Below are 13,719 nucleotides of genomic sequence, written 5' to 3'. Positions count from 1 at the left end.
AAATGCATCCCCGAGAGCGACACCGGCTTATTCCAAAAACGACGGTCACCAGACGTTTTTGATATTAATTCATTAGATTTCAAGCTGTTAGGCTTGCCGGTTCGCAGCTGCCCCGGAAGGTGGCTGGCACTAGTCACTTTCGGAGTCTTTATGAATCTGCCGCTGATTCTCAATCTGCTGGTGTTCCTCGCGTTACTTTTCGGTCTCGCGCAAACCCGTCACACCCACTGGAGCCTGGCGAAAAAAGTCCTGCTCGCGCTGGTACTGGGTGTGGCGTTCGGTGTCTCGTTGCACACCCTTTATGGTGCCGGTAACCCAGTGCTGAAAGCCTCGATCGGCTGGTTCGATCTGGTGGGCAACGGTTACGTGCAGTTGCTGCAAATGATCGTGATCCCGCTGGTGTTCGCCTCGATCCTCAGCGCCGTAGCCCGTCTGCACAATGCCTCGTCCCTGGGCAAGATCAGTTTCCTGACCATTGGCACCCTGCTGTTCACCACCGCCATCGCGGCGCTGATCGGCATCGGCCTGACCAACCTGTTCGGCCTGACCGCCGAAGGCCTGGTCGCCGGTACCCAGGAAATGGCTCGCCTGCAAACCATTCAGACCGACTACGCCGGCAAGGTTGCCGACCTGAATGTGCCGCAACTGCTGCTGTCGTTCATCCCGCAAAACCCGTTCGCCGATCTGGCGCGGGCCAAGCCGACTTCGATCATCAGCGTGGTGATTTTCGCCGCGTTCCTCGGTGTCGCGGCGCTGCAACTGCTCAAGGATGATGTCGAGAAAGGTCAGAAAGTGATCAACGCCATCGACACCCTGCAAGCCTGGGTGATGCGTCTGGTACGCCTGGTGATGAAGCTGACCCCGTACGGCGTGCTGGCGCTGATGACCAAAGTGGTCGCCGGCTCCAACCTGCAAGACATCATCAAGCTCGGCAGTTTTGTCGTGGTGTCCTACATTGGCCTGGGCCTGATGTTTGTCGTTCATGGTCTGCTGGTGTCGGCCGCCGGGATCAATCCGCTGCGTTTCTTCCGCAAGATCTGGCCGGTGCTGACGTTTGCCTTCACCAGCCGTTCCAGCGCGGCGACGATCCCGTTGAGCATCGAAGCGCAGACCAGCCGTTTGGGCATTCCACAGTCGGTGGCAAGTTTCGCCGCCTCGTTCGGCGCGACCATCGGCCAGAATGGCTGTGCCGGTCTGTACCCGGCGATGTTGGCGGTGATGGTGGCGCCCACCGTGGGCATCAACCCGCTCGACCCCCTGTGGATCGCGACGCTGGTGGCGATTGTGACGCTGAGCTCGGCCGGTGTGGCCGGCGTAGGTGGCGGTGCGACGTTTGCTGCGCTGATCGTGTTGCCGGCGATGGGATTGCCGGTGTCACTGGTAGCGTTGCTGATTTCGGTTGAGCCGCTGATTGATATGGGGCGCACGGCGTTGAACGTGAGTGGTTCGATCACGGCGGGGGCGATTACCAGCCAGGTGATGCAGCAGACCGATAAAGCGCTGCTCGATGCGGATGAGCATTCGGCGTTGGCGCAGGCTTAAGTAGCGCCTGATCGACCGCTATCGCTGGCAAGCCAGCTCCCACAAGACTCCATGGTGCTCACTCAATTTGTGATTCACCTTGGACACTGTGGGAGCTGGCTTGCCAGCGATGCTTTTAAGCTTTTTCCCAGACTTCAAAGTTGTACGCCGGTTTGTCATCCTCAGCCGGGTTTTCAATGTTCGACACCAATTTCCATTGGTTCACATCAAACTCCGGAAACCACGCATCCCCTTTCGGACTCAATGCCACGCGGGTCAGGTACAAGCGATCGGCCTGGGCCATCCCTTGCGCATACAACTGCGCGCCGCCAATCAGCATCAGCTCATCGACGCCTTGCTCCTTCGCCCATTCCTCGGCGCGAACCACCGCGGCTTCCAGCGACGGATAAACCTCTGCGCCTTCGAGCACCAGGTCCGCCTGACGGCTGACCACGATGTTCAAGCGCCCCGGCAGCGGGCGACCGAGAGAGTCCCAGGTCTTGCGCCCCATGATGATCGGCTTGCCGAGCGTGGTGGCCTTGAAGTATTTGAAGTCCCCCGGCAAGTGCCAGGGCATGCTGTTGTCGACGCCGATCACACGGTTTTCACCGAGGGCTGCGATCAGGCTGAGGGGGAGTGATTTAGTCATGTTGGCGAGGATACCAGAGCCTCGCTTTCGCCGATAAGCGCCACAACGGTTATGCTCACAGCTCATTTGAGCGACGGGATGCCGCGTGACTGAACTGAATAACCTCTGGCTGACAGAAACCATCCGCCTGCGCGAAGAACACGCAGGTCCCCTGGAGGATCTGGAAGCCAACCGACTGGCCCGCAGCGCAGGCGGCGATTTGCCGTCGCGCATTCAACACCGAGCCCTGTGGCTGGCGGATCGCGATGGCTTGAGCGATGCGCTCAAACACTGGCTGCAAGGCGCACGACTGGCGCTGATCGTCATGGCGGTGCTGGCCGTGGTCAGCGGCGCCGGTCTGGCTTTTGCCGCGATGGGCGACGGCCTGCACCCGGTCAATGTGTTCTGGGCGTTGGGCAGCCTGCTCGGACTCAATCTGATTCTGTTGCTGAGCTGGGTCGCGGGCCTGGTGTTTGCCGGCGAACACGGCGCCAGCCTCGGGCGCGTGTGGCTGTGGCTCAGTGAAAAACTCGCCCGCGACGCCAAAGCCGCGCAATTGGCACCGGCCCTGCTGTTGTTGCTGCAACGCCAGAAACTCACTCGCTGGGCCGTTGGCGTACTGGTCAACGGCCTGTGGCTGCTGGCGATGCTCAGCGCGCTGGTGATCCTGCTGACGTTGATGGCGACCCGCCGATACGGCTTCGTCTGGGAAACCACCCTCCTCAGCGCCGACACGTTTATTGCCGTGACCCAGGCCCTCGGCGCGCTACCCGCCCTGCTGGGTTTCAACGTGCCCACCGAGGAAATGATCCGTGCCAGTGGCGACGCCGCACTGAATATCGAGAGCGCCCGCCAGGCCTGGGCGGCGTGGCTGGTGGGCGTGCTGCTGGTCTATGGCGTGATGCCGCGCTTGTTGCTGTCGCTGTTTTGCCTGTGGCGCTGGAACACCGGTCGAGCGGCGCTGCGTCTGGATTTGAACCTGCCCGGCTACGCCCAGCTTCGCGAACGGTTGATGCCCACGAGTGAACGTCTGGGCATCAGCGATGCCGCGCCTGAGCAACTGCATCGGGTCGAGAGCGGCGTCAGTGAGCAGCAAAGTGACGGTGCGTTATTGGTCGCCATCGAACTGGACGACGACCGCCCGTGGCCGCCGAAATTGCCCAACAACATCAGCAACGCCGGCATTCTCGACAGCCGCGAATCGCGCAACAAACTCCTCGAACAGTTGAGCCGTTTTCCACCCGCGCGGCTGGCGATTGCCTGTGATCCGCGGCGCTCGCCGGATCGCGGCAGCCTGGCGTTGATCGCCGAACTGGCTCGCAGCGCCAGCGCCACCCGCGTCTGGTTGCTGCAAGCTCCGCCCGGTGAGGCGCTGGATGCCGAACGCCTTGGCGACTGGCATGCGGCGTTGCGACAACTGGAGCTACCCTTCGCCGATTGCGCACCGATGAACTGGCTGGAGACGGGTCATGACTGACACCAGCAAGCCGCCCCTGAAACTCGCCGTCGTCGGCCACACCAACGTCGGCAAAACCTCGCTGTTGCGCACCCTGACTCGCGATGTCGGTTTTGGCGAAGTGTCCCACCGTCCCAGCACCACACGGCATGTCGAAGGCGCGCGGTTGTCGGTGGACGGCGAACCGCTGCTCGATCTCTACGACACGCCGGGCCTGGAAGACGCCATCGCCCTGCTCGACTACCTCGAACGCCTGGAACGGCCCGGCGAAAGACTGGACGGCCCGGCGCGACTGGCCCGCTTCCTCGATGGCAGCGAAGCCCGACAGCGTTTCGAACAGGAGGCCAAAGTCTTGCGCCAGCTATTGGCCTCGGACGCGGGTCTCTATGTGATCGATGCCCGGGAACCGGTGCTGGCCAAGTATCGCGATGAGCTGGAAGTACTCGCCAGTTGCGGCAAGCCTTTGCTGCCGGTGCTGAATTTCGTCAGCAGCGCCAACCATCGGGAACCGGCGTGGCGTGAAGCGCTGGCGCGGCTGGGTTTGCATGCATTGGTGCGCTTCGACAGCGTCGCGCCGCCGGAAGACGGCGAGCGCCGGCTCTATGAAAGCCTCGCCCTGTTGCTGGAAACCGCGCGGCCGCAATTGGAACGCTTGATCGCCGATCAGCAGGCCCAGCGTCTGGCCCGTGAGCAAAGTGCTGCGCGGCTGATTGCCGAATTACTGATCGATTGCGCAGCCTGCCGACGCAGCGTGGTCAGCGAAGCCGAGCAGGAACAGCAAGCCATCAGCGAACTGCGCAAAGCGGTGCGCCAACGGGAACAACGCTGCGTCGAGTCCCTGCTCAAGCTGTACGCCTTCCGCCCGCAGGACGCCGCTGCCAGCGATTTACCGCTGCTTGATGGCCGCTGGGGCGATGACCTGTTCAACCCCGAAACCCTCAAGCAGCTGGGCGTGCGGGTCGGTGGCGGGATCGCCGCAGGGGCCGCTGCAGGGGCTGGCGTCGATCTGCTGGTCGGCGGCATCACCCTCGGTGCCGCCGCGCTGGCCGGTGCCATTGCCGGCGGCGCCCTGCAAACCGCGCGCAGTTATGGAAGCCGCTTGCTCGGCAAACTCAAGGGCCAGCGTGAGCTGACGGTCGATGACAACGTGCTGCGACTGTTGGCCTTACGCCAACGGCAACTGCTGCAAGCGCTCAATGCCCGCGGGCATGCGGCGATGGACAGCATCCAGGTGGCCACGCCTCAGGACAAGACCTGGCGCGAGGGCAAGTTGCCCGAAGCCTTGAACAGGGCCCGGGCGCATCCGCAATGGTCGTCGCTCAACCCGCATGCGAAGCTGAATCAGGCGGAGCGGCAGGAGCAGATTGAGGTTCTGGCAGCAAAATTGTAGCGTTTGATCCGGCCTCATCGCGGGCAAGCCCGCTCCCACAGGTTTTGTGGTTGCCACAAATCCAGGGCAACACAGGAACACTGTGGGAGCTGGCTTGCCAGCGATGGACGCACCTCGGTCTCACATTTCTATGCAGCCAACAGGCGCAACGCCTTTTCCTTCAAAAGTCCCAGGTCAATCACCGGCACGTGCATCTCCTTGGCCAGCTCATCCCACTGCCGCATGCGCAAACTGACCTCGCACAACGGGTCCTGCTCGAACGCGTCAGCTTCGGCTTCGCTCATTACGCCGCCCTGATACTCCAGCGTGCGACGGCTGGCTTCGCTCAAGCGCTCGTAGTACCCGGATTCCCGCAGCGTCAGATAACGCTTGGCCTGGACGTGGTATTCCACCAACCGCGCCAGCCGTTCGCTGAAACCCGCGCGACGCAGATAGTCCGCGCCCAGTCGCTCATGACTGACCACACCGAAGCCGCCCATGTTTTCGGCGCTCTCGGCGCAGATGTGCCCGATGTCGTGAAAAAACGCCGCCAGCACTACTTCATCATCAAAGCCTTCAGCCATGGCCCGTTGTGCGGCCTGGGACATGTGCTCGATCTGCGACACCGGCTCGCCGATGTAGTCGCTGGCGCCAAAGCGTTCGTACAGGGCGAATACCTCGGCGATCACTTGTTCGTTGCGGCCCATCGAAAATCCCCCAAACAGTGAATTTTGTGGTGAAGGGTAGACCGCTATCGCTGGCTTGCCAGCTCCCACAGGGTTCACGGGTGTTCACACATTTTGCGTTTCACCTCGTCCATTGTGGGAGCTGGCTTGCCAGCGATGAGGCCCTGTCAGCCAATGAAGGTCTTACTTGGCCGCCACTTTCTCGGACTTGCCGTCGTAGCGCTTGCGCCATTCGGCCAGGATTTCGTCGCGGTTCTTCGAGGCCCAGGCAAAGTCGTTCTTGATCAAACGCTGCTCATAGTCGGCCGGCAGTTCGGTCTGCGGCTTGGCAATGCCAGGCTGGGCGAGCACGGCGAAGTTTTCTTTGTAGAGTTCCATCGCCTCAGGGCTGGCCGAGAAGTCAGCCAGTTTCTTCGCGGCTTCTTCGTGTGGCGTGCCCTTGATCACGGCAGTCGCCTCGATTTCCCAGCCCAGGCCTTCCTTCGGCAGGATGATGTCCAGCGGTGCGCCCTGGCGTTTGAGCTGAACGGCCGGGTATTCGAAAGAAATACCAATCGGGAATTCACCTGCCGCCGCCAGTTTGCAAGGCTTGGAACCGGAATGAACGTACTGGCCGATGTTCTGGTGCAGGCCGTCCATGTACGCCCAGCCCTGCTTCTCGCCGAAGGTTTGCAGCCAGGCGCTGACGTCGAGGAAACCGGTGCCGGACGACGCCGGGTTCGGCATGACGATCTTGCCTTTGTACTCAGGCTTGGTCAGGTCCTGCCAGCTCACTGGCTTGGTCAGGCCCTGCTTCTCGGCTTCGACGGTGTTGAAGCAAATGGTTGCGGCCCAAACGTCCATGCCGACCCAGGCTGGGGGGGTGGCGGCGTCGCGGTAGTTAGCGCCAATCTTGCCCAGGTCCTTCGGAGCATAGCTTTGCAGCATGCCTTGCTGGTCGAGGATCGCCAGGCTCGAAGCGGCCAGGCCCCACACGGCATCAGCCTGAGGACGGGCTTTTTCAGCCAGCAGTTTGGCCGTGATGATACCGGTGGAGTCACGAACCCACTTGATCTCGACGTCCGGGTTGGCTTTTTCGAAAGCCTCTTTGTAGGTCTTCAACTGTTCGGCTTCGAGGGCGGTGTACACCGTCAACTCGGTTTTCGCCGCGAAGGCGTTCAGGCTGAAAGCGGTGAGGACAGCAGCGGCCAGGGCCATAGGCTTGAACATGATCTTTTCCTGTTTTGAGTTGAGTGGGTTGGGCAGATATCAATGACCGGGCGCGGTCTGCCGCCAGGCCTGAGAGCGGCGCAGCAAACCGCGCGAGGCCCAGGCCAGCAGCAGGGACACGCCCGCCGAGGTGAACAGAATCAGGGTCGACATCGCCGCCGCGCCGCCGACATTGCCGGCGTCGTCCATGTTCAGCACCGCCACCGCCGCGAGGATGGTGTCGGGGCTGTAGAGGAAGATCGCCGCCGAAACGGTGGTCATGGCCGAGACGAACAGGTAGCGCACGATGTCCAGCAGCGCCGGCAGGCAAATCGGCACGGTGACCCGCAGGTAGTGCCGGTACAGCGGCGCCTTGAGCGACAGCGCGGCGGCTTCGAACTCGGCATCGAGTTGGCGCAGCGCGGTGGTGGCAGTCATTTGTGCGGTGGTCAGATAGTGCGCAATGGTGCAGACCACCAGCAGGGTCATGGTCCCGTAGAGCACGTGCAGCGGGTTGCCGGTGAGGTTGAAGAAGAAGACGTAACCCAGTCCCAGCACCAGACCCGGCACCGCCATCGGCACGAAACTGAGCATGCGCAGCGTCAGATTCAAGCCGCGCTGGCCCTTGGTTTTTTCCATCAGATAAGCGCCGGTGAAAATCAGCACACTGCCGATCAGCGCCGTGCACAACGCCATCTTCACGCTGTTGCCGTACGCCAGCCAGCCACCGCCGGCGGTGTCATTGAACTGATAATGGTTGAGCGACAGCGACAGGTTGTAAGGCCAGAACTTCACCAGCGACGAAAACACCGCCATACCGAACACCAGCAGCAACGTGGCGCAGATCAGCAGCACGATGGCCAGATAGCAGCTGTCGCGCAGCGTCGACGGCAACGGTTTGAACACTTGAGCGCGACCGCTCATTGAATCGCCATGACGGCGACGCAGCCAGGCATCAACCCCGAAGCTGAACAACGCCGGCAGCAACAGCACCATGCCGATCAGCGCACCGCGACCGAATTGCTGCTGGCCGACCACGGCTTTGTAGGCTTCCAGCGCCAACACCTGATAGTCACCGCCGACCACCACGGGCACACCGAAGTCGGTGATGGTCAGGGTGAACACCAGACAGAACGCAGCGAACACCGCCTGACGCGTTGCCGGCCAGGTGATGCTGCGGAACGCTTTGGCGGGACTGGCGCCCATGCTCGAAGCGGCATCGAACAGTCGCGCATCCGCCAGGGACAACGCCGACAGCAAAATCATCAAGGCGTGTGGGAAGGTGTAGATGACCTCGCCCAGCACAATGCCCCAGAAGCCATAGATGTTGTCCGAGAGCAGACCGCGCAGCATGCCCTGGTTACCGAACAGGTAAACCAGTGCAATCCCCGGCAGCATCGAAGGCGCCATCAATGGCAGCAACGAAATGCCGCGCCAGATGCCCTTGCCCGGTATCAATGTACGTTGCAGGGCGTAGGCAAACAGGTAGGCCAGCGGTACGACGATGGCCGCGACGCTAAGGGAAACCTTCAGGCTGTTACCCAGCAACCAATGGAAGTTATCGCTGGTCACCAATTCTTTCGCAGCAAGCCAGCCACCGCCCTGCCCGGCCTCGGTGCTGAAACCACGCCAGAAGATCGCCAGCAACGGCATCAACACGGCAACGCCGAGCAACACCAGCAAGAGGACTTTGCCGCCGACCACGAAGATCCGGTCGCCCAGCTCGGCACGGGAAATCTGCCGGACCTGCTTTTGCGGCAGCGCCAGCACGATGTTCGCGCTCATCAGGCAAACACCTGCAGGCTGCGTGGCGGCAAGGCAACCATGATCTGCTGTGCGCCAAGACGCGGCATGGCTTCCGGTGCCAGTTCAGCCAGCAACGCATGGCCCGGCAGTTGGTCGAGTTCGAAGCTCATGCGGCAGCGGTTGCCGAGGAAGGTGATTTCGCGAACCTTGGCCGGGAACAGGTTTTCCTCGTGCACCAACGGGTTGACGTTGATCGCTTCGGGGCGGCAGAACAAACGGCCCGAGGCGGTCTTGGCGCTGCCATCGGCCAGGCGCATGTTCATCCCGCCGACCTGGGCGTGGCTGTCACTGCTGCGCTGGAACGGCAACCAGTTACCCTGGCCGACGAACTCCGCCACGAACGGCGTGGCAGGGCGGTTGTAGATTTCCTGTGGTGTGGCGTACTGCTCGACCTTGCCGTTGTTCATTACGGCGATGCGGTCGGCCATCAGCATGGCCTCGTCCTGATTGTGGGTAACCATCAGGGTGGTGATGCCGAGGCTGCGTTGCAGTTGGCGCAGTTCAGTGCACAGATGCTCGCGAACGCGGGCGTCGAGAGCCGACATTGGTTCGTCGAGCAGCAACAGCGAAGGCGCCGGTGCCAACGCGCGGGCCAGGGCAACCCGCTGCTGCTGGCCGCCAGACAACTGGCCCGGGTACTTTTTCTCGCTGCCGCTCAGGCCGACCAGTTCCAGCATCTGCCCGACGCGCTGACGCACCTGATCGCGACCACTGCCGGCCAGGCCGTAGGCAATGTTCGCTTCGACGGTGAGATTGGGGAACAACGCGTAGGACTGGAACAGAATGCCGTAGTCCCGCGCCTGGGGCGCCAAGTGGGAAACGTCGCGATCGCCCAGGTACAACTCGCCGCTGTCCTGTTTTTCCAGACCGGCGATGCAACGCAGCAGGGTGGTCTTGCCGCAGCCCGACGGGCCGAGCAGGCACACCAGCTCGCCAGCCGCCACATCGAGGGAAACGTTGTCCAGCGCGGTGAAGGCACCAAAGCGTTTCTGTACACCGCGCACCTTCATCGGTGCGCCGGGATTGGTCAGGGCAGTTGCGATCGAATTGTTCATGGACGGGCCTCATCTGGCAGATGGGGTCATCCTAGGGTTGTAATGAGTCCGTCATATGGCAGTAAGGCAAAAACGGCTGATAGTGGTATTGAAGGATTTTGGTTCAGGTGATGTGTTGTCTGGACTGGCCTCATCGCTGGCAAGCCAGCTCCTAGAGGTTATCGCGCATTCCTGTAGAAGCTGGCTTGCCAGCGATGAGGACCGAACAATCACCGCAGATCTCAGGCCGGAGACATTTCCTGCGCCAGCCCCAGAAACGCCGCCGGCAGCCGCGCGTTTTTGCGTTCCTTGAGGCAATAAAGGTACTCGGGAATCTGCGGCGCATTTTCGAGGGTCAGCACTCGCAATTGCGGATCATGGGGCACTTCCTGCCGGGCAATGATGCTGATGCCGATGTTGCGCAACACCGCCTCGCGAATCGATTCGCGGCTGCCGATCTCCAGCAGCGGCCCGAAACACACACCGGCGCTGGCCAGCAACGCTTCGGTCAGGCGTCGGGTGGTCGAGCCCGATTCGCGCATCAACAGGGTATGCCCGGCCAATGCGCTGAGCGGCACGTGATTGTGAACCGCCAGCGGATGATGACGATGCACCGCCAGCACCAGCGGATCGCTGCCGAGCACCCGCCGAATCAGCCGTGCATCGTCGAGTAACTGCGAGGATGCCGCGACGTCGACGCGGTACTCCTCCAATGCTTCGAGCACTTGCTGGGAGTTGCCGATTTCCACCGACACCTCCACCTGCGGCAGGCGTTCGCGAAAGGTCTTCACCAGGTCGAGGATGTAATAAGGCGCCGTCGCGGCAATGCGCAGCGTGCCCTGCACCTGGCCGCAATTGCGCAGGAAAAACTCGATATCGGCTTCCTGCTGCATCAGCGCTTTGACCATCGGTAACAGCCGCGCGCCTTCATCGCTGACGCTGAGGCGCCGGCCGCCACGGTAGAACAACTCCACCGAATACTGGCTTTCCAGGTTGCGAATCTGCGTCGTCACCGTCGGCTGACTCAGGCCGAGCTTTTTCGCAGCCTGGGTGATACTGCCCAGGCGGGCCACCATATAAAACGCCTTCAGCTCGGCACTCAGCACAACCCATCCTCATCCTTTATTTGCGCAGCAGGCGCAAACCGTTGAACACCACCAGCAGGCTCACACCCATGTCGGCAAACACCGCCATCCACATGGTAGCGAGCCCGGCGAAGGTTACCCCAAGAAAGATCGCCTTGATGACCAATGCCAGGGCAATGTTCTGTTTGAGGATGCTCGACGTCTGGCGCGACAGGCGGATGAAAGCGGGGATTTTGCGCAGATCATCGTCCATCAGGGCGACATCAGCGGTCTCGATGGCGGTATCCGTACCGGCGGCCGCCATGGCGAAACCGATCTCGGAACGCGCCAGCGCCGGCGCATCGTTGATGCCATCACCGACCATCCCGACGATATGCCCTTTGGCATACAGCGCTTCAATCGCCTGCAATTTGTCGGTGGGCAACAGATCGCCCTTGGCTTCGTCAATTCCGACTTGCGCTGCAATCGCCTCGGCGGTGTGAACGTTATCGCCAGTGAGCATCACGGTCTTGATGCCCAGATCATGCAATTGATGGATCGCTTCGCGGCTGGATTCCTTCACCGTATCGGCTACGGCAAACAGCGCCAATGGGCCGGATTGATCGAGCAGCAGCACCACCGATTTGCCCTGTTTTTCCAGGGCGAACAACTTCTCCTCCAGCGCCGGCGAGCACAAGCCCAGGTCTTCAACCAGACGATGGTTACCCAAATGGTAGAGCTGACCGTTGATCTCGCCACGCACCCCGCGCCCGCCCAGCGCCTCGAAGTTATCCACAACGAGTGGGGCGAATTGTTTATCCACAGCCGCATCGGCGATGGCCCGCGATACCGGGTGATCGGATCGACCGGCCAGCGCAGCGGCAATCGCCGGAGCTGAAGTTTCGGCGGCAGGCTCAAGCGACAGGTAATCGGTCTGCACCGGTTTGCCGTGGGTGAGGGTGCCGGTCTTGTCCAAAGCAAGGTAGTCGAGCTTGTAACCGCCCTCCAGATAAACCCCGCCTTTGACCAGAATGCCTTTGCGCGCGGCAGCAGCCAGGCCGCTGACAATGGTCACCGGCGTAGAGATCACCAAGGCACAAGGGCAGGCGACCACCAACAACACCAACGCCCGGTAGATCCAGTCGAACCACAACGCATTCATGAACAATGGCGGAATGACCGCGACGGCCAACGCCAGGATAAACACCGCCGGCGTGTAGATTTTCGAGAAACTGTCGACGAAGCGCTGGGTCGGCGCCCGCGCGCCCTGGGCCTGCTCGACGGCGTGGATGATCCGCGCCAGGGTCGAGTTGCTCGCTGCCGCCGTCACGGCGTATTCCAGGGAGCCTGCCTGATTGATGGTGCCGGCAAACACCTTGTCGCCGATGGTTTTTTCCACGGGCAGGCTTTCGCCGGTGATCGGTGCCTGATCGATGGTCGAGTTACCCGAAAGCACCTCGCCATCCAGCGCAATGCGCTCGCCGGGACGCACCCGCACCCGCGCGCCCAGCTCGATGGCCTTCACCTCCCGGGTGACCCAACTGCCGTCAGCCTGCAAGACTGTCGCCTGCTCCGGCGTCATCTGCATCAGGCCGCTGATGGCGTTGCGCGCGCGGTCCAGGGATTTGGCTTCGATCAGCTCGGCCACGGTGAACAGGAACATCACCATCGCCGCTTCCGGCCATTGCCCGATCAGGATCGCGCCGGTCACCGCGATGCTCATCAGCGCGTTGATGTTCAGGTTGAGGTTCTTCAGGGCAATCCAGCCCTTTTTATAGGTGCTCAGGCCACCACTGAGAATCGAGATCAGCGCAATAAACGCCACCACCCAATTCGGTGCAGCGGCGGTTAAGTGGATCACTTCGGCCAGCAATGCACCGACGCCGGACAATGCCAGCGGCCACCAGGACTTTTTCTCGGGCTCCGGCGCCGGTGCTTCGACGCCCTGCTCCAGGGGTTCGGCGTGCATGCCGAGGGATTTGATGGCGTCGATGATCGGTGTGGTGCTTGGCAGCTTGTGGGTGACGCCCAGCACCCGGTTGATCAAATTGAACTCCAGCTGCTGCACACCGGTCAGTTTTCCTAGCTTGTTTTGAATCAGCGTCTGCTCGGTCGGGCAATCCATGGCTTCGATTCGGAAGTTGCTCAGCCGCGCATCGGCGCTTGGTGCTTCACTCAACTGGACCAGCGCCGGCGCCGAGACTGTCGACGAGCAGCAGGAATCACCATGGCCGCCATGTACATGTTGGGGCACGGGCTTCAGCTTGCTGGCGCAGCAAGCGTCTTCGGGTTTGTGGCTGTGCAGGGAATCGCTCATTGGTCGCGTCCATAAGAGTACCTGTTGCCAAGTAAAGACCCTGTAGCCACTATAGGGTCAAGCACCCTTTTTGGAGATCCTCGTCATGAAGATCGGAGAGCTGGCGAAACTCACGGATTGCGCAGTTGAAACGATCCGCTATTACGAGCGCGAAAACCTGCTGCCGGAGCCGGCCCGCAGCGACGGCAACTACCGCGTCTACACCCAGGCCCACGCTGAGCGCCTGACGTTCATCCGCAATTGCCGCACCCTCGACATGACCCTCGAAGAAATCCGCAGCCTGCTGGCCCTTCGTGACAGCCCGCAGGATCAGTGCGAAAGCGTCAATGCGTTGATCGACGAGCATATCCACCATGTGAAAGCGCGAATTGACGGCTTGCTGGCGTTGCAGGCGCAGCTGCTCGACCTGCGCCAACGCTGTGGCGAAGGGCCGGATGTCGATCAATGCGGGATTTTGCAGCGGCTGGAAGTGAGTGGCGGGGTCGTAGCGACGGAGGTTGAGCATTCACATGTGGGCCGTAGTCACGGCCATTAACAACACCACAGAACCCTGTGGGAGCGGGATTGCCCGCGATAGCGGTGGGGTCAGTCACATCAATGCTGGATGTGCCGCCGTCATCGCGGGCAAGCCCGCTCCTACAGGTCTTGTG

At 61.7% G+C, this 13,719-nt stretch carries 11 protein-coding genes; 4 read left to right on the top strand and 7 right to left on the bottom strand.

The features are described from left to right. Positions 1–150: 150 nt before the first annotated feature. The gene (locus tag KHO07_RS01510; protein WP_212626311.1) at positions 151–1,542 is read left to right on the top strand and encodes an L-cystine transporter; all 1,392 of its coding nucleotides are present in this window, start codon (positions 151–153) and stop codon (positions 1,540–1,542) included. A 115-nt stretch (positions 1,543–1,657) separates the two neighbouring features. Here the strand turns inward: KHO07_RS01510 and KHO07_RS01505 are convergent, their stop codons facing one another. Continuing rightward, complete coding sequence (locus KHO07_RS01505) at positions 1,658–2,170, bottom strand: dihydrofolate reductase (RefSeq protein ID WP_212626310.1); 513 nt, start codon at positions 2,168–2,170, stop codon at positions 1,658–1,660. Between the two features lie 85 nt (positions 2,171–2,255). Between KHO07_RS01505 and KHO07_RS01500 the strand changes: the two genes are divergently transcribed. Together KHO07_RS01500 and KHO07_RS01495 are read left to right on the top strand one after the other, a co-directional pair. Next, entirely contained in the window at positions 2,256–3,626 is a 1,371-nt protein-coding gene (locus KHO07_RS01500) for a DUF2868 domain-containing protein (protein WP_150734130.1), read from the top strand. Beyond that, positions 3,619–4,995: a GTPase/DUF3482 domain-containing protein gene (locus KHO07_RS01495; protein WP_212626309.1), complete on the top strand. Its 1,377-nt coding sequence runs from the start codon at positions 3,619–3,621 to the stop codon at positions 4,993–4,995. Before KHO07_RS01500 ends, KHO07_RS01495 begins: the two co-directional genes overlap by 8 nt. Before the next feature lie 128 nt (positions 4,996–5,123). On the opposite strand, the gene KHO07_RS01490 is transcribed toward KHO07_RS01495, so the two are convergent. From KHO07_RS01490 to KHO07_RS01465, 6 genes are all read right to left on the bottom strand, one after another. After that, positions 5,124–5,681 (bottom strand): phosphonate degradation HD-domain oxygenase, encoded by a 558-nt coding sequence (locus tag KHO07_RS01490; protein ID WP_150734128.1) that lies wholly within the window; start codon positions 5,679–5,681, stop codon positions 5,124–5,126. Positions 5,682–5,843: 162 nt separating this feature from the next. After that, positions 5,844–6,869 carry a putative 2-aminoethylphosphonate ABC transporter substrate-binding protein gene (locus tag KHO07_RS01485; RefSeq protein WP_212626308.1) on the bottom strand — a complete coding sequence of 342 codons (1,026 nt, stop codon included), beginning with the start codon at positions 6,867–6,869 and terminating at the stop codon, positions 5,844–5,846. Positions 6,870–6,908: 39 nt separating this feature from the next. Then, positions 6,909–8,633, bottom strand: a complete 1,725-nt coding sequence (locus tag KHO07_RS01480; protein ID WP_212626307.1) for a putative 2-aminoethylphosphonate ABC transporter permease subunit — start codon at positions 8,631–8,633, stop codon at positions 6,909–6,911. Continuing rightward, the gene (locus KHO07_RS01475) at positions 8,633–9,709 is read right to left on the bottom strand and encodes a putative 2-aminoethylphosphonate ABC transporter ATP-binding protein (RefSeq protein ID WP_212626306.1); all 1,077 of its coding nucleotides are present in this window, start codon (positions 9,707–9,709) and stop codon (positions 8,633–8,635) included. The genes KHO07_RS01480 and KHO07_RS01475 overlap by 1 nt, the downstream gene beginning before the upstream one ends. Positions 9,710–9,930: 221 nt before the next feature. Next, positions 9,931–10,794 (bottom strand): LysR family transcriptional regulator, encoded by an 864-nt coding sequence (locus KHO07_RS01470; protein ID WP_212626305.1) that lies wholly within the window; start codon positions 10,792–10,794, stop codon positions 9,931–9,933. 16 nt (positions 10,795–10,810) lie between these two features. Then, positions 10,811–13,069, bottom strand: a complete 2,259-nt coding sequence (locus tag KHO07_RS01465; RefSeq protein WP_212626304.1) for a heavy metal translocating P-type ATPase — start codon at positions 13,067–13,069, stop codon at positions 10,811–10,813. A gap of 85 nt (positions 13,070–13,154) precedes the next feature. Here KHO07_RS01465 and cadR point away from each other — a divergent pair, with 85 nt between their 5' ends. Further along, positions 13,155–13,604 (top strand): Cd(II)/Pb(II)-responsive transcriptional regulator, encoded by a 450-nt coding sequence (gene cadR, locus KHO07_RS01460; protein WP_075946353.1) that lies wholly within the window; start codon positions 13,155–13,157, stop codon positions 13,602–13,604. Positions 13,605–13,719 lie beyond the last annotated feature (115 nt).

Origin of the sequence: Pseudomonas sp. PP3, from assembly GCF_905336995.1 — a bacterium.
GTDB lineage: Bacteria > Pseudomonadota > Gammaproteobacteria > Pseudomonadales > Pseudomonadaceae > Aquipseudomonas > Aquipseudomonas reinekei.
Note: the sequence above shows the minus strand (reverse complement) of the source record. Positions and strands in the feature narration are given on the sequence as shown.

What these genes read in the sequence shown, in the direction of transcription:
- KHO07_RS01510 (WP_212626311.1), top strand. Translation starts at nt 151, where the DNA reads ATGAATCTGCCGCTGATTCTCAATCTGCTGGTGTTCCTCGCGTTACTT.
- KHO07_RS01505 (WP_212626310.1), bottom strand. Translation starts at nt 2,170, where the DNA reads ATGACTAAATCACTCCCCCTCAGCCTGATCGCAGCCCTCGGTGAAAAC.
- KHO07_RS01495 (WP_212626309.1), top strand. Translation starts at nt 3,619, where the DNA reads ATGACTGACACCAGCAAGCCGCCCCTGAAACTCGCCGTCGTCGGCCAC.
- KHO07_RS01490 (WP_150734128.1), bottom strand. Translation starts at nt 5,681, where the DNA reads ATGGGCCGCAACGAACAAGTGATCGCCGAGGTATTCGCCCTGTACGAA.
- KHO07_RS01485 (WP_212626308.1), bottom strand. Translation starts at nt 6,869, where the DNA reads ATGTTCAAGCCTATGGCCCTGGCCGCTGCTGTCCTCACCGCTTTCAGC.
- KHO07_RS01480 (WP_212626307.1), bottom strand. Translation starts at nt 8,633, where the DNA reads ATGAGCGCGAACATCGTGCTGGCGCTGCCGCAAAAGCAGGTCCGGCAG.
- KHO07_RS01475 (WP_212626306.1), bottom strand. Translation starts at nt 9,709, where the DNA reads ATGAACAATTCGATCGCAACTGCCCTGACCAATCCCGGCGCACCGATG.
- KHO07_RS01465 (WP_212626304.1), bottom strand. Translation starts at nt 13,069, where the DNA reads ATGAGCGATTCCCTGCACAGCCACAAACCCGAAGACGCTTGCTGCGCC.
- cadR (WP_075946353.1), top strand. Translation starts at nt 13,155, where the DNA reads ATGAAGATCGGAGAGCTGGCGAAACTCACGGATTGCGCAGTTGAAACG.